Genomic DNA, 19,455 nt, shown 5'->3' with positions numbered 1-19,455 from the left:
TGTTTATGTATGGTATATTCACGCCCGATTTCATTGAGGTCTAACGCCTCGTAAAGCAGTTATACCGAAACTTACCGTTCAAGCTGTGAGCTTCGGTATAAATTAAAAATATTAAGAGGATCCAACATGCGCATCATTCTTCTAGGTGCTCCAGGTGCAGGTAAAGGCACGCAAGCTCAATTCATCATGGAAAAATATGGTATTCCACAAATTTCTACTGGTGACATGCTACGTGCGGCTATCAAAGCGGGTACTGAGCTTGGTAAACAAGCAAAAGCAGTGATCGATGCAGGTCAGCTTGTTTCTGACGATATTATTCTTGGTCTAATCAAGGAGCGTATTGCAGAAAGTGACTGTGAAAAAGGCTTCCTTCTGGACGGCTTCCCTCGCACAATTCCTCAAGCTGATGGCTTGAAAGAAATGAGCGTGGATGTAGACTATGTTATCGAATTTGATGTCGCGGACAGTGTTATTGTTGAGCGTATGTCTGGTCGTCGTGCTCACCTAGCATCTGGTCGTACTTACCATGTCGTGTACAACCCGCCTAAGGTTGACGGCAAAGATGACATCACAGGTGAAGACCTAGTTGTACGTGATGACGACAAAGAAGAGACAGTGCGTGCTCGCCTAGGTGTTTACCATGAGCAAACAGCTCCGCTTATTCAGTACTACGGAAAAGCCGCTGAAGCGGGCGATACTAAGTATCTGAAATTTGATGGAACTAAGCAAGTATCTGAAGTTAGCTCAGACATCGAAAAAGCGCTCTCTTAATCGGCGTATTTTTAAATATTTTGATAGAGTTAAAGCGGTCATCATGACCGCTTTTTTTGTTTTGATTTTCAAAAATCAGCGATAAGCCAAGTTTTTAAGTGAAAAGGGGTAATCCAACTCGCCTTGAGGTTCGTATATCTCTAGACTTAACGTTATGAATTGGCTTAACTATATCCGAGAGGCTTGAGTGTCAGGTTTCTCGAATATAATTTTCAACCTGCAATTGGAAAAATATGGAAAACATGCCCAAACAAGGCATTTTGTTGGCGAATTTAGGTACACCTGATGAGCCAACAGCGCCTGCTGTAAAACGATTTCTAGCTCAGTTTTTGATGGACAAGCGAGTAGTCGACCTGACTCGTTGGTTATGGTGTCCAATATTACACGGAGTTATCCTACCGATCCGTTCTCCAAAGGTTGCGAAACTCTACCAGTCGGTGTGGATGGATGAAGGGTCACCGTTGATGGTGTACTCAAAGCTCCAGGTTGAGTCATTAAGATCCGCTGTTAACATGCCAGTAGAACTTGGAATGACCTATGGCAACCCAAGTTTGCAAGATGGGGTTGAGCGCTTAATGGCTCAAGGTTGTAGGGAAATCATTGTGTTGCCACTGTTCCCACAATACTCATCAACGACTACAGCCGCTGTATCTGATGGTTTGTCGAAAGCTTTTAAGAATCTGCCTGAAATTCCAGGTTATACAATCATTCGTGATTATCATAACCATCCGATGTACATAAAAGCGCTAGCCGATAGTGTTCGTGCCCATTGGCAAGAGCACGGGCAATCTGAATATTTGCTTTGTTCCTACCATGGTATACCGAAACGCTATGCTGACAATGGTGACATATACCCTCAGCACTGTGAGGAAACTACTCGGCTCTTGGCGCAAGAACTTGGACTTACAGACACGCAGATGGGCATGACTTATCAGTCGCGCTTTGGGCGTGAGGAATGGTTACAACCTTACACTGATGAAACCATGGAAGCTCTGCCTTCACGGGGAATAAAAAATCTCCAAATCATTACACCAGCCTTTTCAGTTGATTGTCTTGAAACTCTGGAAGAAATTGCCGAGGAAAATAGAGAGATATTTATGGAAGCTGGAGGAGAGGATTACCAATACATCCCTTGTCTAAACGCCAGCTCTAGCCATATAGACATGATGAACGCCGTTCTTAAGCCTTACATTCGTTAACGTGTAAAAATCTACACAAGGCTGCCCTCAACACGCAGCCTTTAAATAACCAGCGCTAAGAACTGTCCTTCTACTTACCGTTCTAGCCTTTTCTACTTCTTGTTTACAGATCAAACACCCCCCCAATCGTTCTGAATAGAATTGCTCAATACGTTAATTTTTGTTTTCAATATTGCATTTAGACTGATAAATGAAAGTGGTATTATTTACTGCTAGCTTCGAAAAACAGAAGCCTTTCAGTGCTAATGATTTGTGATCTACAGGCTTTTATTTGTAACACATAAGTAGAAATTAGGCTGATAATTATGAAAAAGGTTGATCAAAATAAATTGGTTAACCTACTGATAATTAATAATCTGTTTCTCTCCTTAGGCATGTTTGCTGAGAAATAGTTTAGACAGTTTGGTTATTTTAATGAAACGTTGGTATCTCTTATATTGCAAGCGAGGTGAGCAAGCGCGAGCTAAGCTTCATCTCGAAAATCAGGGAATCGAGTGTTATTTTCCCGAAATCGAAGTTGAAAAAGTACTTCGAAACAAGAAACAGACAGTAAAAGAGCCTTTGTTTCCTTGTTACGTATTTATTCGGTTTGATTATCAAGCCGGCCCGAGCTTTACCACCGTTCGATCAACTCGTGGCGTGGTCAACTTTATCCGCCGTGGTGCATTGCCATATGAACTGGAAGGGGACTTAATCTACGAGTTGCGCCTTTTAGAAAAGCATGACAATCATTGTATTAAGCTACCAGAGCCTGAAAAAGGTCAGAAAGTTAAGATTGAAGAAGGGCAGTTTGCAGGTATTACGGCTATTTATGAAGAACCTGATGGCGATAAGCGTTCATTTTTGTTGGTCGAAATGATCAATCGACCCGTTAAGGTGAGTGTCGAAAATGAATCGCTAAATTGGGAAGAAAATAAAGGCGCTGAATAGCGCCTTTATTGTATTTCTTGATTACGAATTAGTATGCATCATTATGGACGGCTTGTACCGCACGGCCTGATGGGTCGATACAGTTTTGGAATGATTCATCCCACTCAATGGCTTTTGCTGAGGAACACGCTACGGAAGGACCTCCAGGTACACACTGTGCTGCTGATTCTAATGGGAACAGCTCTTCAAAGATCTCGCGGTATACATACCCTTCTTTTGTTGCGGGGGTGTTGTAAGGAAAGCGGTAAGCAGCTGTTTCCATTTGCTGATCAGTGACTTTAGCTTCTGCCACTTCTTTCAATGAATCTATCCAGCCGTAGCCCACACCGTCAGAGAATTGCTCTTTTTGACGCCAAGCGATAGAGTCTGGCAGGTAGTGTTCGAAGCACTCACGAAGAATGTGTTTCTCCATCTTTCCATTGCCACACATTTTATCTTCTGGGTTTAATCGCATGGCGACATCAATAAATTCTTTGTCTAGGAATGGAACACGGCCTTCCACACCCCATGCCGCAAGTGATTTGTTAGCACGAGCACAATCAAACATGTTGAGTGCTAATAGCTTCCGAACTGTCTCTTCATGGAATTCTTTGGCGTTAGGTGCTTTGTGGAAATACAAGTAACCACCGAATATTTCATCTGCGCCTTCGCCAGAAAGCACCATCTTTATACCCATGGCTTTGATCTTACGACCCATTAGAAACATTGGAGTCGACGCGCGGATTGTTGTGACATCATAAGTTTCGATGTGGTAAATCACATCACGTATCGCATCCAAACCTTCTTGCACCGTGTAGGTCATTTCGTGATGAACGGTACCTATTTTATCTGCTACTTCGCGTGCCGCTTTCAAATCCGGAGCACCCTCTAAGCCGACAGCAAACGAATGGAGCTGAGGCCACCATGCTTCTGATTGTTCATCATCTTCGATACGCATAGCAGCAAATCGTTTAGCAACTGCTGATGTGATAGAGGAATCCAAGCCGCCAGACAGAAGTACACCGTATGGCACGTCCGTCATTAATTGACGTTTTACTGCATCTTCAAGTGCTTGTGTGAGTTCTGCTTTACTGGTGGAGTTACCATGTACTGCGGCAAATTCATTCCAGTCACGAGTGTAGTAACGCTGAGGTTCTGCATCAGCACTTCCGTAGTAACAGCCTGGAGGGAATTCACTAATGGTCTTACAAACTGAAACCAAAGCCTTCATTTCTGATGCGACGTAGTAGTTCCCATGTTCATCATAGCCCTGATAAAGCGGAATGATACCGATATGATCACGACCAATTAAGTATGTATCTTTTTCTTCATCGTAAAGAACGAATGCAAAAATACCGTTTAGCTCTTCAAGCAGATCAGCACCTAATTCTTGGTATAGAGCTAAGATAACTTCGCAATCTGAGTCTGTTTGGAAATCGAACTTGTCTTCGTATCTCGCTCGAAGCTCTTTGTGATTATAAATTTCGCCGTTGACGGCAAGGATGTGTTTTTTGTCTTGGCTATATAAAGGTTGTGCACCACTATTTAACCCAACAATAGCAAGCCTTTCATGAGCTAAGATCGCACGCTCTGAAGAATATATACCGGACCAATCTGGGCCGCGGTGACGAAGCTTTTTAGACATTTCCAAAGCGATAGGTCTTAATGCCGCCGCATCACTTTTTATGTCTAAGATACCAAATACTGAACACATACCATTACCTCAAGTAAATCCGTTTTAATCTTTTAAACTTAATTTGCCATGATCAATTAAAAAAGCAACATTTGGCTTTCAATTTATTTTATCAAAATGGCTTTGATTAAAAATTATTTAATATATATGGTGTTTTGGTGGATGAGATCTACTTGCGGATTTTTTTTGTTCGATATGAAGAAAAATACCGGCTTGTAAGCCGGTATTTATGCGTTAAGTTTTATATTTTAAACTTTAAATTCAGGTTTGAGCTGTTCACAAACATGTCTTGCGAATCCGCTGCCTGCCTCGTTGTATATATTGAAAGCGGCATCAACCCCCAATTCTGTCAATTCTTCTAGCTGATCGGAATATTCTGCAATGGCAGCAATCTGTCCTTTAAACTCTTTCCGTTGCAGCTGATCTAAGGCTAATTGGTTTCCTAGGTGATGGGGCATAGCGAGCAATACCAATTTTACGTTGGCAGTATCGAGTATTCTTTCCCAAAAGTCGGGATCGGTCGCATCGCCTTCAATAACATTACGTCCATGCGCGCGGTGTGTAGCTGCTGCGTCTGATCTTACTTCAACTCCTAGGCTTATTTTTCCATAGCGAGTTCTTAGCTCATCATAGGCACCTGTGCCAATTCTTCCCATACCTAGAATCAAAACCTGAGCGTGACCAGGGTTAATTAACTGGTCTTTGGCATGGAGTGTTTCTGCGGCAGCCTCTTTAAGCCATTTGGCGCTTCGTTGATAGATTTCATGCCCTGCACGGGTGATCGGCGCAGCCAAGACAAAGGAAATAGATACAGCAATTGCAATGGAAACGAGAATATCACCAGGTAACCATCCCATTTTGTAGGCAAGACCACCAACAATAAGTCCAAACTCACTGTAGTTAAAAAGTGTCAGTGAGGCGAGCAAAGACGTACGAACTCTAAACTTAAAGAAATTAATGGTGAAGAAGTACAAAATGCCTTTGACTGGAAGTAGCAACATAAACAAGATAGCCAAAGAAAGCCCCGTCAATGTTGGTTCTTCTGCCAATCCAATGTTTAGGAAGAAACAGACTAAGAACAGTTCTTTTAGATTGAGTAGAGATTTGGATAACTCAGAGGCTTTCTTGTGACCTGCTAAGATCATTCCCATAATCAGTGCACCGAGATCGGGCTTCATACCGACGATATGAAATAGCCCCGCACCAACAACAAGTGCAAAGAAAATACCAAAAAGAACCAGCATTTCTCCGTGCCCAACCCAATCAAGCACTTTAAAGAATAAAGGTCTTAAGAACGGTAGGATAAACAACGCGATTGCATACCATTCCGGAATTTTGCCCGTTGAGGCTGTCAAGAACACTACAGCGAAGATATCTTGCATAACCAAGATACCGATAGCGAGAGTACCGTATGTTGCATTCATTTCGCCTTTCTCTTGAAGGCTCTTAACAGCAAATACTGTGCTAGAAAAGGAAAGAGCGAAGCCAAGCAAGATAAGTTGCTCTAACCCGATTGATGAAAGAGTACTGACACCGAGTGTTTTAAGTAAAAGGAGCGCAGTGGTAAAAAATGCGGTTGAAACGATATTGTGTACCGTAGCTCCTAACCAAATCTCTTTAGCTAATAAGGTTTTAACATCCAGTTTCAAACCTATAGTAAACAAAAGAAGAGTGACACCTAAATCGGCTAGTGTCGTAAGCGTGTCGTTACTCTCGTAACCAAATGCATTGAGAGCAAAACCCGCAAGCAGAAATCCTACCAGAGGAGGAAGGTTGCATTTGAGGGCTGCAAAACCTGTGAGAAAAGCAACCGAGATAAAAATGAGTTCCATAGAAAGCCAGCTTTTAGTTAGTAGTTATAGATTAACTAGTCATTATTCTTGATCGCCAGATAGAAAAATGGGTCGCTTAAACGACCCATTTCTTCAGCGCCAGAACGCTATTTTTCCACCAAACTTTTATTCTTCAAGTAATTTTTGTAACAAAACGCCATTCAGCATTGCTCGTTTGATCATAGCAAACGCTCCCATGGCTGGTTGGTGGTCTAATTCTGATGCCACAATAGGTAATCCAGCATGGAAAGTGGTTAGTGACTGTGTTTCCACATTTTTTCTTATCGCAGGAAAAACAATGTCCTGCGCTTTTGTAATATCACCAGCAATAATAATTTTTTGTGGATTAAATAAGTTGATGGTAATCGCGATAGCCTTTCCTAGCTGATTTCCAACTTTAACTAAGCTTTGACCTGCCAGTTCATCGCCTTTTAACGCGTGTTGGCAAACATCCTCCATAGTGGGGTTGGAAATGTTGCTAAGGCTAGATGGGTAACCTTTGCTCAAGAGTTTACGAATACGCTCTAAGATAGCAGGGCTTGCCGCTACCGTTTCTAGGCAGCCAAAGTTGCCACATTGGCACTGTTCACCAAGTGGGTCAATTTGAATATGACCAATTTCGCCGACATTTCGATTAAACCCTAGAAAAACCTGACCATTGACAATAATACCGGAACCTGTACCACGGTGCACGCTGACTAAAATAGAGTCTTGGCAATCTCGGCTTGCGCCAAAGTAGTGTTCAGCTAGGGCCATGCCTCTAACATCGTTACCAACAAAGCATTCTACATTGAAGGTATCGCGTACTACATCGCCAAGTGCAAGGTTATCGATGTCCGTATTTGGCATGTATTCAACGACACCGGTTTCAGGATTTACGAGACCTGGTAATGAAATACCAATAGCAATCAGCTGCTCGATACGATCTTTATGTTGTTCAATAAAAGTACGTATTTGCTCTACTAAACCTTCCATTAAGTCGGTTTGGTTTTGATAGATAAAAGGAGCGTAGTGATTAATCAGCTCTTTACCACCGAGATTGTAAAGGCTGAAATGAACATAATCACGACCGATACGAATCGCGATTGAATGAAAGGGTTCGACTTCCGTCGTAAGAGAGATGGCTCTTCGTCCACCTGTAGAGGCTTGTTGCGCGACCTCTTTAATTAGGCCGCGCTCCAAAAGCTGGCGGGTAATTTTAGTAACACTTGCCGGAGCAAGCTGACTTACATCGGCAACTTGAATCCTAGAAATAGGACCTTGCTGATCAATCAAGCGGTAAACCGCTGCACTGTTGAGTTGTTTAACTAAGTCTACGTTACCTATTTGTCCGCCATTCATGCTTAATTTTGCTCGTATTGTCCGTTAACTACTGTCGCTTTGACATTGAAGTCACGGTCAAATACAGCAAGGTTAGCAACCATACCTTTTTTAACTCGGCCAAGTTTGTCCTCTGCACCAATTGCGCGCGCAGCATACAAAGTAGCCATTCGTAGAGCTTCATCCAAAGCGATACCAACGTGCTCAACTGTGTTTTGAACTGCTTCGATCATAGTTAGTGCTGAGCCGCCTAGTGTGCCGTTTTCATCAACACACTTGCCATCTCGGTAATATACTTTCTTACCTACAAAAATAAAGTGATCCATATCAGCGCCTGCTGGAGCTGTGGCATCGGTCACTAATACGAGCTTTTCACCCTTAATTTTGTGAGCAATTCGGATGTTCGCGTAGTCTACGTGGAAACCATCAGCAATGATGCCAGCGTATACTTCCGGAGTATCATATATTGCACCTACAACTCCTGGTTCACGTCCCGCCATAGGCGTCATTGCATTGAACAAGTGAGTTGCAAATGTAATGCCCGCATCAAAGCCCTGGCGAGCTTCAGCGTACGTACCGTTGGTGTGACCAATCGCAACAACAATACCTGCATTTCGAAGCTTTTCGATATGCGCTGGGTCATTTTGCTCAGGTGCAAGAGTCACCTTAGTAACGAGGTCGGCGTTTTCACAGATGAAGTCGATCATGTCGTCATCAGAACGGCGAATGTAATCGACACTGTGAATGCCTTTCTTCATTACATTAAGATAAGGTCCTTCAAGGTGCAGACCTAAAGATTGGTTTTCATACTTAGCATGGTAATCACGAGCAGCAGCTATAGCTTGGCGCATATTCTCATCAGAAGAAGTGATAAGAGTTGGCAAAAAGCTAGTACAACCTGATTTTAGGTTCGCTTCGTGCATGATTTGCATGGTTTCTGCTGTGATCTCATCATTTAACATCACACCACCACAGCCATTCAGCTGTAGGTCAATAAAGCCCGGGCTGACATTTGCACCATCTAAATCAACGGTTTTAAGGTCAGTAGGAAGCTCAGCGACAGGACAAACAGAGTGAATGTTTACACCGTCAATGATGACGGCGTGGTTGTCCAAGACATCGCTACCTGTATAAATTTTACAGTTAGTTAGCGCATACATAGTGTAATAACCCTTACTTAAGATCTTTAGTGTTTTCTGCTTCTAGCTCTCGGAAGTATTTCACTGTCTTCACTTTTAATTCTTGAGTCGAAGGTTCGTCACAAACGATAACCGACTTAGGATGAAGTTGTAGTGCAGATACTGTCCATAGGTGGTTCACTGAACCCTCTACTGCCGCTTCCAGGGCAAGTGCTTTGTTGTGACCAGTAATTAAGATCATGATTTCTTCAGCGTCCAACAGAGTACCCACACCGATAGTCAGTGAGTATTTTGGTACTTGGCTGATGTCGCCATCAAAGAAACGAGAATTCGCAATGCGCGTGTCTTCAGTTAGTGTTTTGATGCGCGTGCGAGAAGAAAGAGACGATGCTGGCTCGTTAAATGCGATGTGACCATCGTTACCAACGCCACCCATAAATAGGTTAATGCGACCATAAGATTTAATCTTGTCTTCGTAGCGCTTGCACTCAGCTTCTTGATCTTCAGCATTACCGTTAAGAAGATTGATATTTTCTTCTTGAATATCAATGTGATTAAAGAAGTTACTGTACATGAATGAACGGTATGACTCTGGGTGATCTGAAGGAAGACCAACATACTCATCCATATTGAAAGTAACCACGTGTTTGAAGCTTACTTCGCCAGCTTTATGAAGTTCAATAAGGCGTTTGTAAGTGTTTAATGGTGTACCACCAGTCGGCAGTCCTAAGACAAATGGTCGATCTTCAGTCGGCTGGAACTTGTTGATTCTATTGACAATATGACGTGCGGACCATAAGCCTACATCAGTAGCTTTATTAAGTGGAATTAATCTCACGGTGATACCTCAAATTTATACAGGAAATGATTAAATCTTGGCGCCCTAGGGCAATTGTTTTGAATGATAAAATAAGTTTTATGATCTCGCTAGCAAAATCCTTTCCCCTTACCCGAAACGGGTGATTAGGATCACAAATGAAAAGGTTTTAATTTGCGGAGCAAAATTAATGTCATAAACTGACTACGACTAAATTGAGCCACTAAAAAAAGTGTCTCAAATCTAATACAAAAAAATCCTATAGGGGGAACTTAAGGTGAATATACTTGGATATGCGCAGAGATTAGGTAAAGCTTTGATGCTTCCTATTGCAGTGCTTCCAATTGCAGGTTTATTACTGCGTTTGGGACAAGGTGACGTGCTTGATATCGCTTTCATGGCGCAAGCAGGTGGTGCGGTTTTCGGTAACCTACCAGTTATCTTTGCAATTGGTATCGCAATCGGTCTTTCTAAAGACGGTCACGGTGCAGCTGGTCTAGCTGGTGCAGTGGCTTACTTCGTTTCTAACGCAACAGCGACAACAATTAATGCTGACATCAACACTCAGGCATTCGGTGGTATCCTTGCAGGTATCGTAGCGGGTCACGCATACAATGCGTTCAACATGACTCGTCTTCCTGAATGGTTGGCTTTCTTCTCTGGCAAACGTCTAGTACCAATCATGGCTGGTCTTTTCGCTCTTGTACTGGGTGCAGTACTGGGTGTTGTATGGCCTGCAATTCAGGGTGGTCTTGACGCACTTGCACAAGGCGTATCTTCTTCTGGTGGTTTCGGTCAATTTGCTTACGGTTTCCTTAACCGTCTACTGATTCCAATCGGTCTACACCACATCGTGAACAACATTTTCTGGTTCAACTTAGGTTCATGTCAGGAAATCCTAATCACAGGTGCGCAGGCTGCTGGTCAGGCTCTAGAACTAACTAAAGTTTGTGTTACTCCAGAAATCGCTAAAACTCTAGTAGTTGGTCAAGAAACTACGTTTACTTTTGCTAACTCTGTAACTCCAGAAATCGTAGCAACGGTTAAAGAAGTGACTGAAACAGTCGCGTCTGGTGACTTGTTCCGCTTCTTCGCAGGCGATAAAGGCGCTGGCGTATTCATGAACGGCTTCTTCATGGTTATGATGTTTGGTCTGCCTGGTGCTGCTCTTGCAATGTACCTTGCTGCTCCAGCTGAGAAACGTGCTCAAGTTTCTGGTGCTCTATTCTCTGTAGGTTTCTGTGCATTCCTAACAGGTGTTACTGAGCCAATGGAATTCATGTTTGTATTCCTAGCTCCAGCGCTATACGCAGTTCACGCAGCATTCACAGGTCTGGCTCTAGTAGTGGCGAACATGTTCGGTACGCTACACGGCTTTACTTTCTCTGGTGGTGCAATCGACTTCGTACTTAACTTCGGTATCGCAACTAAGCCTCTAGTTCTACTTGCTCTAGGTCTAGCTTGGTTCGCTCTATACTTCGTAACGTTCTCGTTCGCTATCCGCGCATTCAACCTGAAGACTCCAGGTCGTGAAGACGAAGACGAAGCAGTTGCAGCAACTGGTGACGCTCCAAAAGGTGACCTTGCTCGCCAATACCTAAAAGCTCTAGGTGGTCATGAGAACCTAACGACTATCGACGCGTGTATCACTCGTTTACGTCTAACTCTTAAAGATCGCTCTCTAGCTGACGAAGCAGTACTTAAGAAGCTTGGTGCTAAAGGCGTAGTTAAACTAGGTGAAAACAACCTTCAGGTTATCCTAGGCCCACTAGCTGAAATCGTAGCAGGCGAAATGAAGAGCATTGGTGCAAGTGAAGACTTGTCTGATGTAAAACTTCCTTAGTCTCTGATTAAGAAATCTTGAATACGAATGCCTCCCTTAATGGGAGGCATTTTTTTTAGCCAATCAAAACTAAATTTGGCAATAAAGTGTTTGAGGCAGTTGTGTATCTCGTAAGAATGGTGGATCATTAGCGATTAACTATTCTGACAATACTTTAATACGTAAGAGGTGTTTAGATGAGTGAAGCTGAGGCTCGTCCATCGAACTTTATCCGCCAAATCATTGATAAAGATTTAGCGGAAAGCAAACATAGCAGCGTGCATACTCGATTCCCGCCAGAGCCTAATGGCTACCTGCACATCGGTCATGCCAAATCTATTTGCCTTAATTTTGGTATTGCTCAGGACTATCAAGGACAGTGTAATCTACGTTTTGATGACACTAACCCTGAAAAAGAAGATATCGAATACGTCGAGTCGATTAAGAATGATGTTAACTGGTTAGGCTTTGAGTGGAGTGGGGAGATTTGTTATTCCTCAAGCTATTTTGATGAGCTATATGGTTATGCAGTTGAATTAATTAACAAAGGCTTAGCGTATGTAGATGAGCTAAGTCCCGAGCAGATCCGTGAATATCGTGGCACACTTAAAGAGCCAGGAAAACCAAGCCCTTATCGTGACCGAAGTGTTGAAGAAAACTTAGCACTTTTTGAAAAAATGCGTGATGGTGGTTTTGAAGAAGGCAAAGCGTGCCTGCGCGCTAAGATTGATATGTCTTCATCGTTCATTGTTTTACGCGACCCTGTTATCTACCGTGTGCGTTTTGCAACACACCATCAGACTGGCGATAAATGGTGCATTTACCCGATGTATGATTTTACGCATTGTATCTCGGATGCGTTAGAAGGTATCACGCACTCGCTTTGCACACTGGAATTCCAAGATAACCGACGTTTGTACGACTGGGTATTAGATAACATCTCTATCGAATGTCAGCCGCGTCAGTACGAGTTCAGCCGTTTGAACCTTGAATATACTGTTATGTCCAAGCGTAAGCTGAGCCAGTTGGTCTCTGAAAACTTGGTGAAAGGCTGGGATGACCCGCGTATGCCGACGGTTTCTGGATTACGTCGCCGAGGTTTTACTCCTGCTTCTATTCGGGAGTTTTGTAAACGCATCGGTGTAACGAAGCAAGAGAACATGATCGAGTTTAGCTCTTTGGAATCTTGTATTCGTGATGACCTAAATGAAAATGCGCCACGTGCGATGGCTGTTCTGGATCCAGTAAAGTTGGTGATCGAAAACTTTGCTGAAGGTGAAGTTGAAACTCTGACTGTAGCTAATCATCCAAACAAACCAGAAATGGGTGAACGTGAAGTGCCATTTACTCGCGAACTGTTTATCGAAAAAGATGACTTTCGTGAGGAAGCGAACAAGAAATACAAGCGTTTGGTCTTAGGTAAAGAAGTTCGCTTACGTGGTGCTTACGTAATCAAAGCTGAGCGTATCGAAAAAGATGCTGAAGGTAATATAACCACGATTTTCTGTTCGTATGATGATGAAACTCTTGGTAAAAATCCTTCCGATGGTCGAAAGGTTAAAGGTGTAATACATTGGGTTTCAGTGGATAAAGGTCTTCCAGCAGAAATTCGTCTGTATGACCGTTTATTCTCAGTTCCTAACCCTGGAGCTGTTGATGACTTTGCTTCAACGATTAACCCTGAATCACTAACCGTGCTTAATGGAGTTGTTGAGACAAGTATGGCAAAGGCGAATGCAGAACAAGGATATCAGTTCGAACGAACCGGTTATTTCTGTGTAGATTCTAAAGATTCATCCGATGATCGCTTAGTATTTAATCGAACGGTCGGGTTAAGAGATACTTGGGCGAAAATTGAATCAAATTAAGCATTATCTTAATTTTTGATGAAAAAAAAGAGTGCGTAAGCGCTCTTTTTTATTTTCAGCCCTAAACCACCTACTTCAGTAGGTGGTTATCATTCAGTTAGGCTTTGCCTGTAGTTCTACCCATGTTAAATGCTCCCTTGATTTTTAGCGAAGTCAAAGAGGACAAATAACATGAGTAGATACAATCAAGCTTCCCACGTATTTTGGAGATGTCAATATCACATAGTGTGGACACCAAAATATCGATTTAGGATCTTGAAGAACAATGTAGGCAAAGAAGTTTATCGATGTATAAATGTTTACTGTAATCAACTTGGATGTGAAGTTGTCGAGCTGAACGTCCAGATTGACCACGTGCACTTAGTAGTAAAAGTTCCACCCAAGCTATCCATATCCAAGTTGATGGGCGTATTGAAAGGCAAAATAGCCTTAAAACTCTTCAGTAAGTTTCCATATTTGAGGAAAAATAAGCTTTGGGGTAACCACTTTTGGCAAAGGGGCTATTTTGTCGATAGCGTAGGAATTAATGAAGAAATTATTCGACGTTATGTAAGACATCAGGAGAAGAAAGAGCGCGTGGAACAGCAACAATTAGCACTGGACTAAACAAAGGCCCCCTTTTAGGGGGCTCACACAAAGCCACCTTCTTTAGAAGGTGGTAATTTACTTACTGCTGGGAAAAGCTGCGTTTTTTGGGGGAGGGTTCCAGTTTGAAAGTGATATTCGGAAAGAACAAAAAAGCCGAAGGTTAGTACCTTCGGCTTTTGTATTCTTTAAACAAGGTACTATTTCTTAGGCTTATGAGCGTTTGGATCATCCTTACACGAGCCGTCGCTGCATTTACCATATAGATAAAGACTGTGATTCGTTAATTCCACATTGTATCTTGCCGCAATTTGCCTTTGACGTTCTTCAATCACGTCATCAGAAAACTCAATCACTTCACCGCAATCTAAACACACTAGATGATCATGATGGTGTTGTGTAGAAAGTTCGAACACAGACTTACCACCTTCGAAATGGTGACGAGTCACAATGCCAGCATCGTCAAATTGGTTGAGAACACGGTATACCGTCGCTAATCCAATTTCTTCACCTAAATCGATCAACTTCTTATATAGATCTTCGGCGCTAATGTGTTGACAATCAGGCTGTTGAAGCACTTCTAAGATCTTTAAACGCGGAAGCGTTACTTTTAGTCCAGCTTCTTTGAGGGCTTGGTTATTGTCTGGCATATTTTTTCCTGTAGAGGTTCTGCAGCAAAATACAGAAGTCGTAGTTAATGCCATTATAGGCTAGTAAAACGTAACAATAAACCACGAAGTTCAAAGGGTTAATATTCAAAGCTTGTAAATATGCCTCAAATCACGGATATTAAGGTCCGACCAGTTACAATTTTATAACAATAGCTATGCATAAGAACTTGAGTAAAATTTATAAACCCAACCTCGTCAAATTTGCTCTCAATATTTGGCCACCCTTTTGGGGAGCAGGCATTCGCATTGTGTCTATTAGTGATGATTTTCGTCAGGTAAAAATGCAACTTAAGCTTCGATGGTGGAATAAAAACGCGAATCGCACTCAATATGGAGGCTCTATTTTTTCGCTGACTGATCCAGTTTATTCGCTAATGCTGATGGGAATTTTAGGGGAGAAGTATTTTGTATGGGACAAAAATGCCAGTATCAATTTCATAGCCCCAGGCAAAGGCCACCTATTTGCTGATTTTCACGTATCTCAGCCGATATTGGACAGTATTTATCAAGAAACCAGTAATGGGGATAAAAGTTTCCCTGAATTTCTGATTTACGTAAAAGACAAAGATGGGAATGTTGTTTCTGAAGTTCAGCGAACACTGTATGTGAGGAAGAAACCGCAGTTTCGATAAGATACGATAGAAAAATGCCTCCATGTTAGGAGGCATTCAAAATAAACGAATTAGTCGGCCAATTCAGCTAGGCACATTTCTTCAAAGATTTGTTCAACCCAGTTTTTAACTCTTTCTTCGGTCAATTCTGGTTGGCGATCTTCATCGATGCATAGACCAACGAATTGAGACTCATCACCCTCGACCAATGCTTTAGATGCTTCAAACTCATATCCGTCTGTAGACGTGTAGCCTAAAACTGTTCCGCCTTTCGCTTCTGCGATATCACGAATTGTGCCCATTGCATCACAGAAATACTCTGCGTAGTCTTCCTGATCGCCACAACCAAATATAGCCACTAGCTTTGTAGAGAAATCAACTTGTTCCAGCTCTGGGAAAAAGTCATCCCAATCGCATTGGGCTTCGCCGTAATACCAAGTCGGAATACCTAGAAGCAAAAGGTCAAAATTATCAATATCTTCTTTGCTGCTTTTAGCGATATCTTGAACATGAACCAGCTTTTTACTTAGTTGTTTTTGAATCATCTTAGCAACGGCTTCAGTGTTACCTGTATCGCTACCAAAGAAGAGTCCTACACTTGCCATAGAATCAGTACCCATATAGTGACAGTTTGTTTGGTGAATTCTTTAAGTTGCAGTTGTTGGTTAACCTAATCCTGTCCCTTCCCAGCTTAACTGGATAAGACCTTTTGCGATAAACCCTGCACAACCTAAAAATAGGACAAGCCAAACTATACGACGCCCGAACGGCGGGACATTCCCCTGTTTCAATACGTCCTTTATTGCCATTCCTATAAAAAAGAAAATTGCTGCAAATAAAAGGTCCAACCCAATGGACTCTAGCATATTGATATAGTCGTAGAGCATGACGTTCCTTGTAGTCAATTTTGCTGGGCGCACTATATCACTCTTGCGCCTTAAAGTTAATGAGAAGGATTCTTCAATAGCAGTAAATTATGGGTATTTATCATCGCAACGAGGGCTGAATCAAACATTGAGAGTAAGCAAAAGTGATTTCTATGTTGAGATAAAGCGACGCAAAACTCGCAATACATCATTTGGTTTTTCTGCGTGTAACCAATGACCGGTATTAGCAATAACGTGGGCTTTTGCAAACGGAAATTGCTGACGTACGAGCCCTTGGTGTTCGTCTGTTAAATAGTCGGAATTTCCGCCTTTAATAAAGAGAGTCGGTATTTCAACTGGAGATAACTCATGCCACATCAGTATGTTGTTATAGTTTTCATAAAGTGACGTCACATTGAACCGCCAGCTTAGATGCGCACCAACTTTGTAGAGTGATTTTCCAAGAAACTGCCTAACACCTTCCATTTCAATATGCTGAGCAAGTATCTTCATGGCGTCCGAGCGAGAGGTGGGCTTTTGTTGTTCAATAGCGTGCAGCCCAGCGAACACATTGTCGTGTCTGTTTTGTGTATAGGCGACAGGTGCCATGTCCAAAACCACAAGATGGTTAACTTGTTTACCAAGAATAGAAGCAAGCTTCATTGCTACTTTTCCACCCATTGAATGACCGACTAGTTTGACGTTATCTAATTCCAAATGACGGATTAGAGCTTCAACATCTCGTGCCATTTCCTCGTACGTATGAATATCACTATGAAAGGACAATCCATGGTTTCGAAGATCGACCGTAAGCACCTGATGATCTTGGATCAAATCGCGAGTAAGGAGACCAAGGTTATCGAGGTTACCGAACAATCCATGCAGAAGAACAATCGTTGAGCCTTCGCCCTGCAACTTATAATTCAAAAGTGATGACATTTTCTCTTTATCTTGTTGGGTTTGCCGTAGAGTATCACGGAAGAACTGGTTATAATCTTCCAGAGTTTAAACATAGAGATTGTGAAAAGCGAATGAAAACAATAGAGGTTGATGAGGATCTATACCGTTACATTGCAAGTCAGACACAACATATTGGCGAGAGTGCATCTGACATTCTGCGACGTTTATTGATGGCTGATAAAGCAAAAGCAGTAGAGACTCCGGCTCCGGCAGTGAATGGAATCGTAGTAAGTAAAGATGCAGGTAAGGACTCGGCAATAGACGGTGTCAAAGTGCTTCGCTCTTTATTAATTTCTGATGAATTTGCAGGTAAAGACAAAGCGATTGATCGGTTTATGTTGGTGCTATCGACTCTTCACGGCATTCACAACGATAATTTTGCAGAAGCAACTCAAGTTAAAGGTCGTACACGAGTCTACTTTGCAAATAATGAAGACACGTTGCTTGCCAGCGGAAAAACAACAAAACCACGTCAGATTCCTAATACACCTTTCTGGGTAATCACCAATAATAATACAAATCGAAAACGCCAGATGGTAGACCAATTGATGACTCGAATGGGCTTTCAAGGCGACCTAATTGAAAAGGTGTGTAACGCAATTTAAAAGCGCATAGACAAAGCCTCATGATGACTCCATTAAACGTTATTGTGAGGTTTTGTTTATGTGGGTAAGAAAATTAAAAGGAAAATAAAAATGGCTATCCATCCTCGAGCAGGGCAAAAAGCACTGCAAGAAGATTTACACAACATCCCTTCGTTAGTTGCTAATTACTTTCTACTTCAACCAGAACCTTCTAATCCTGAGCACCGCGTTCAATTTGGTACGTCAGGTCACCGCGGCACCTCAGATAAATCCACTTTTAATGAACATCATATCCTTGCGATCGCTCAAGCGGTCGCGGAAGTTCGTAAAGAGCAGGGGACGACAGGTCCGTTGTTTTTAGGCAAAGATACGCATGCGTTATCTGAACCAGCGTTTACCAGCGTTATTGAAGTTCTGATTGCTAATGGCGTAGAAGTAGTGGTTCAGGAAAACAACGGCTTTACTCCTACACCGGGTATTTCACACGCAATTTTGACGTATAACCTTAAGCATTCTGAAAAAGCAGATGGTATCGTTATTACGCCTTCGCATAACCCCCCACAAGACGGCGGTATCAAATACAACCCTACTCACGGTGGTCCAGCTGAAGCTGAACTGACTCAAGCAATCGAAGACCGAGCGAATGTATTGATTGCCGAAGGTTTACAAGGTGTTAAACGTAGTCACTCTGTTCAAGCTAAAGCATCTGAATTGTTTAAAGAAATCGATTTAGTAAAACCATATATTGATGACTTGGTTAACGTTATCGATATGCAAGCTATTCAAAATGCGAACATTAAGATTGGGGTGGATCCTCTAGGTGGCTCTGGAATTGACTATTGGCGTCAGATCGCTAAAGAGTACGCGTTAGATCTTACCCTGGTGAGTGAGTCTATTGATCCGTCGTTCCAGTTTATGTCGCTAGATAAAGATGGCGTGATTCGCATGGATTGCTCTTCGCCGTATGCGATGTCGAGCTTGCTTGCCCTCAAAGATGATTATGACCTGGCGTTTGGTAATGACCCAGATTACGACAGGCACGGAATAGTAACGCCTAAAGGGCTTATGAATCCGAACCACTTCCTTGCCGTATGTATTGACTACTTGTACCGTCACCGTGAAGGGTGGGGTAAAGAAGTTGCGGTAGGGAAAACTTTGGTTTCCAGTGCGTTGATTGACCGTGTAGTTGCCGATTTAGGTCGCACGTTATGCGAAGTACCTGTCGGATTCAAATGGTTTGTTGACGGTCTGTATTCTGGTGAGTTCGGATTTGGTGGTGAAGAAAGTGCGGGAGCCTCCTTCCTACGTAAAGATGGTACGCCTTGGTCGACAGACAAAGATGGCATTATTTTGTGTCTTCTTGCCGCTGAGATTACGGCGGTAACCGGTAAAAACCCACAGGATTATTACGAAGAGCTGGCTGCCAAACATGGTGAGTCTCAATATAATCGAATTCAGGCCGTAGCCAATACTGAGCAAAAGAATATCCTGAAGAAACTGTCACCTGAGATGGTATCTGCAAAGACGTTGGCTGGTGATGAAATCACGGCACGTTTGACTCATGCGCCAGGAAACGGTGCGGCGATTGGTGGTCTAAAAGTGACCACAGATAACGGTTGGTTTGCAGCTCGCCCATCTGGTACCGAAGACATTTATAAGATTTACTGCGAGAGCTTTAAAGGTGATGAACACTTGAAGGCTATTGAAGAAGAAGCTCAAGAAATTGTAAACCAAGTTTTTAAAAATGCTGGCTTATAATTTTTAATTGGTACAAGAAAGGTGGCGAAAGCCACCTTTTTTATGCCTGA

18 protein-coding genes are annotated in these 19,455 nt (G+C 42.5%); 9 read left to right on the top strand and 9 right to left on the bottom strand.

Annotation, left to right across the window (positions count from 1 at the left end; all coding sequences use genetic code 11):
• Positions 1–126 precede the first annotated feature (126 nt).
• From adk to rfaH, 3 genes are all read left to right on the top strand, one after another.
• Positions 127–771, top strand: a complete 645-nt coding sequence (gene adk, locus Q8W40_RS02570) for an adenylate kinase (protein ID WP_305395751.1) — start codon at positions 127–129, stop codon at positions 769–771.
• A gap of 233 nt (positions 772–1,004) precedes the next feature.
• Positions 1,005–1,970, top strand: coding sequence for a ferrochelatase (hemH, locus tag Q8W40_RS02565; protein WP_305395750.1), 966 nt, complete (start codon positions 1,005–1,007; stop codon positions 1,968–1,970).
• Positions 1,971–2,384: 414 nt separating this feature from the next.
• A complete protein-coding gene (gene rfaH, locus Q8W40_RS02560; RefSeq protein ID WP_305395749.1) occupies positions 2,385–2,900 on the top strand; it encodes a transcription/translation regulatory transformer protein RfaH in 516 nt (171 codons plus the stop codon).
• Positions 2,901–2,928: 28 nt separating this feature from the next.
• Here rfaH and asnB read toward each other — a convergent pair whose 3' ends face one another.
• The 5 genes from asnB to nagB all read right to left on the bottom strand — a co-directional run bounded on the left by asnB (position 2,929) and on the right by nagB (position 9,701).
• Positions 2,929–4,593: an asparagine synthase B gene (gene asnB / locus Q8W40_RS02555; RefSeq protein WP_305395748.1), complete on the bottom strand. Its 1,665-nt coding sequence runs from the start codon at positions 4,591–4,593 to the stop codon at positions 2,929–2,931.
• Positions 4,594–4,820: 227 nt separating this feature from the next.
• Entirely contained in the window at positions 4,821–6,404 is a 1,584-nt protein-coding gene (locus tag Q8W40_RS02550) for a cation:proton antiporter family protein (RefSeq protein WP_305395747.1), read from the bottom strand.
• Between the two features lie 126 nt (positions 6,405–6,530).
• Complete coding sequence (gene nagC, locus Q8W40_RS02545; protein WP_305395746.1) at positions 6,531–7,745, bottom strand: DNA-binding transcriptional regulator NagC; 1,215 nt, start codon at positions 7,743–7,745, stop codon at positions 6,531–6,533.
• A gap of 2 nt (positions 7,746–7,747) precedes the next feature.
• On the bottom strand, positions 7,748–8,884 hold the full coding sequence (gene nagA, locus Q8W40_RS02540; protein WP_305395745.1) for an N-acetylglucosamine-6-phosphate deacetylase: 1,137 nt from the start codon (positions 8,882–8,884) through the stop codon (positions 7,748–7,750).
• A 13-nt stretch (positions 8,885–8,897) separates the two neighbouring features.
• Positions 8,898–9,701: a glucosamine-6-phosphate deaminase gene (gene nagB, locus Q8W40_RS02535; protein WP_305395744.1), complete on the bottom strand. Its 804-nt coding sequence runs from the start codon at positions 9,699–9,701 to the stop codon at positions 8,898–8,900.
• 256 nt (positions 9,702–9,957) lie between these two features.
• Here nagB and nagE point away from each other — a divergent pair, with 256 nt between their 5' ends.
• From nagE to tnpA, 3 genes are all read left to right on the top strand, one after another.
• Complete coding sequence (gene nagE, locus Q8W40_RS02530) at positions 9,958–11,523, top strand: N-acetylglucosamine-specific PTS transporter subunit IIBC (protein WP_305395743.1); 1,566 nt, start codon at positions 9,958–9,960, stop codon at positions 11,521–11,523.
• 176 nt (positions 11,524–11,699) lie between these two features.
• Positions 11,700–13,370, top strand: coding sequence for a glutamine--tRNA ligase (gene glnS, locus Q8W40_RS02525; protein WP_305395742.1), 1,671 nt, complete (start codon positions 11,700–11,702; stop codon positions 13,368–13,370).
• A gap of 171 nt (positions 13,371–13,541) precedes the next feature.
• Complete coding sequence (tnpA, locus tag Q8W40_RS02520; protein ID WP_126606448.1) at positions 13,542–13,976, top strand: IS200/IS605 family transposase; 435 nt, start codon at positions 13,542–13,544, stop codon at positions 13,974–13,976.
• 179 nt (positions 13,977–14,155) lie between these two features.
• Here tnpA and fcrX read toward each other — a convergent pair whose 3' ends face one another.
• The gene (fcrX, locus tag Q8W40_RS02515) at positions 14,156–14,605 is read right to left on the bottom strand and encodes a ferric iron uptake transcriptional regulator FcrX (RefSeq protein WP_101113509.1); all 450 of its coding nucleotides are present in this window, start codon (positions 14,603–14,605) and stop codon (positions 14,156–14,158) included.
• 176 nt (positions 14,606–14,781) lie between these two features.
• Here fcrX and Q8W40_RS02510 point away from each other — a divergent pair, with 176 nt between their 5' ends.
• A complete protein-coding gene (locus Q8W40_RS02510) occupies positions 14,782–15,258 on the top strand; it encodes a DUF4442 domain-containing protein (protein ID WP_305395741.1) in 477 nt (158 codons plus the stop codon).
• A 50-nt stretch (positions 15,259–15,308) separates the two neighbouring features.
• On the opposite strand, the gene fldA is transcribed toward Q8W40_RS02510, so the two are convergent.
• From fldA to Q8W40_RS02495, 3 genes are all read right to left on the bottom strand, one after another.
• On the bottom strand, positions 15,309–15,842 hold the full coding sequence (gene fldA, locus Q8W40_RS02505; RefSeq protein WP_104399431.1) for a flavodoxin FldA: 534 nt from the start codon (positions 15,840–15,842) through the stop codon (positions 15,309–15,311).
• Between the two features lie 60 nt (positions 15,843–15,902).
• Positions 15,903–16,124 (bottom strand): DUF2788 domain-containing protein, encoded by a 222-nt coding sequence (locus Q8W40_RS02500; protein ID WP_101113511.1) that lies wholly within the window; start codon positions 16,122–16,124, stop codon positions 15,903–15,905.
• 150 nt (positions 16,125–16,274) lie between these two features.
• The gene (locus tag Q8W40_RS02495; protein ID WP_305395740.1) at positions 16,275–17,042 is read right to left on the bottom strand and encodes an alpha/beta fold hydrolase; all 768 of its coding nucleotides are present in this window, start codon (positions 17,040–17,042) and stop codon (positions 16,275–16,277) included.
• 92 nt (positions 17,043–17,134) lie between these two features.
• On the opposite strand from Q8W40_RS02495, the gene seqA reads away from it, so the two are divergent.
• Together seqA and pgm are read left to right on the top strand one after the other, a co-directional pair.
• Positions 17,135–17,668 carry a replication initiation negative regulator SeqA gene (gene seqA, locus Q8W40_RS02490; protein WP_101113642.1) on the top strand — a complete coding sequence of 178 codons (534 nt, stop codon included), beginning with the start codon at positions 17,135–17,137 and terminating at the stop codon, positions 17,666–17,668.
• A gap of 90 nt (positions 17,669–17,758) precedes the next feature.
• Entirely contained in the window at positions 17,759–19,405 is a 1,647-nt protein-coding gene (gene pgm, locus Q8W40_RS02485; RefSeq protein ID WP_305395739.1) for a phosphoglucomutase (alpha-D-glucose-1,6-bisphosphate-dependent), read from the top strand.
• Positions 19,406–19,455 lie beyond the last annotated feature (50 nt).

Origin of the sequence: Vibrio penaeicida (genome assembly GCF_030689305.1) — a bacterium.
GTDB classification, from domain to species: domain Bacteria; phylum Pseudomonadota; class Gammaproteobacteria; order Enterobacterales; family Vibrionaceae; genus Vibrio; species Vibrio penaeicida_B.
Note: the sequence above shows the minus strand (reverse complement) of the source record. Positions and strands in the feature narration are given on the sequence as shown.

What these genes read in the sequence shown, in the direction of transcription:
- adk (WP_305395751.1), top strand. Translation starts at nt 127, where the DNA reads ATGCGCATCATTCTTCTAGGTGCTCCAGGTGCAGGTAAAGGCACGCAA.
- hemH (WP_305395750.1), top strand. Translation starts at nt 1,005, where the DNA reads ATGGAAAACATGCCCAAACAAGGCATTTTGTTGGCGAATTTAGGTACA.
- rfaH (WP_305395749.1), top strand. Translation starts at nt 2,385, where the DNA reads ATGAAACGTTGGTATCTCTTATATTGCAAGCGAGGTGAGCAAGCGCGA.
- asnB (WP_305395748.1), bottom strand. Translation starts at nt 4,593, where the DNA reads ATGTGTTCAGTATTTGGTATCTTAGACATAAAAAGTGATGCGGCGGCA.
- Q8W40_RS02550 (WP_305395747.1), bottom strand. Translation starts at nt 6,404, where the DNA reads ATGGAACTCATTTTTATCTCGGTTGCTTTTCTCACAGGTTTTGCAGCC.
- nagC (WP_305395746.1), bottom strand. Translation starts at nt 7,745, where the DNA reads ATGAATGGCGGACAAATAGGTAACGTAGACTTAGTTAAACAACTCAAC.
- nagA (WP_305395745.1), bottom strand. Translation starts at nt 8,884, where the DNA reads ATGTATGCGCTAACTAACTGTAAAATTTATACAGGTAGCGATGTCTTG.
- glnS (WP_305395742.1), top strand. Translation starts at nt 11,700, where the DNA reads ATGAGTGAAGCTGAGGCTCGTCCATCGAACTTTATCCGCCAAATCATT.
- tnpA (WP_126606448.1), top strand. Translation starts at nt 13,542, where the DNA reads ATGAGTAGATACAATCAAGCTTCCCACGTATTTTGGAGATGTCAATAT.
- fcrX (WP_101113509.1), bottom strand. Translation starts at nt 14,605, where the DNA reads ATGCCAGACAATAACCAAGCCCTCAAAGAAGCTGGACTAAAAGTAACG.
- Q8W40_RS02510 (WP_305395741.1), top strand. Translation starts at nt 14,782, where the DNA reads ATGCATAAGAACTTGAGTAAAATTTATAAACCCAACCTCGTCAAATTT.
- fldA (WP_104399431.1), bottom strand. Translation starts at nt 15,842, where the DNA reads ATGGCAAGTGTAGGACTCTTCTTTGGTAGCGATACAGGTAACACTGAA.
- Q8W40_RS02500 (WP_101113511.1), bottom strand. Translation starts at nt 16,124, where the DNA reads ATGCTCTACGACTATATCAATATGCTAGAGTCCATTGGGTTGGACCTT.
- Q8W40_RS02495 (WP_305395740.1), bottom strand. Translation starts at nt 17,042, where the DNA reads ATGTCATCACTTTTGAATTATAAGTTGCAGGGCGAAGGCTCAACGATT.
- seqA (WP_101113642.1), top strand. Translation starts at nt 17,135, where the DNA reads ATGAAAACAATAGAGGTTGATGAGGATCTATACCGTTACATTGCAAGT.
- pgm (WP_305395739.1), top strand. Translation starts at nt 17,759, where the DNA reads ATGGCTATCCATCCTCGAGCAGGGCAAAAAGCACTGCAAGAAGATTTA.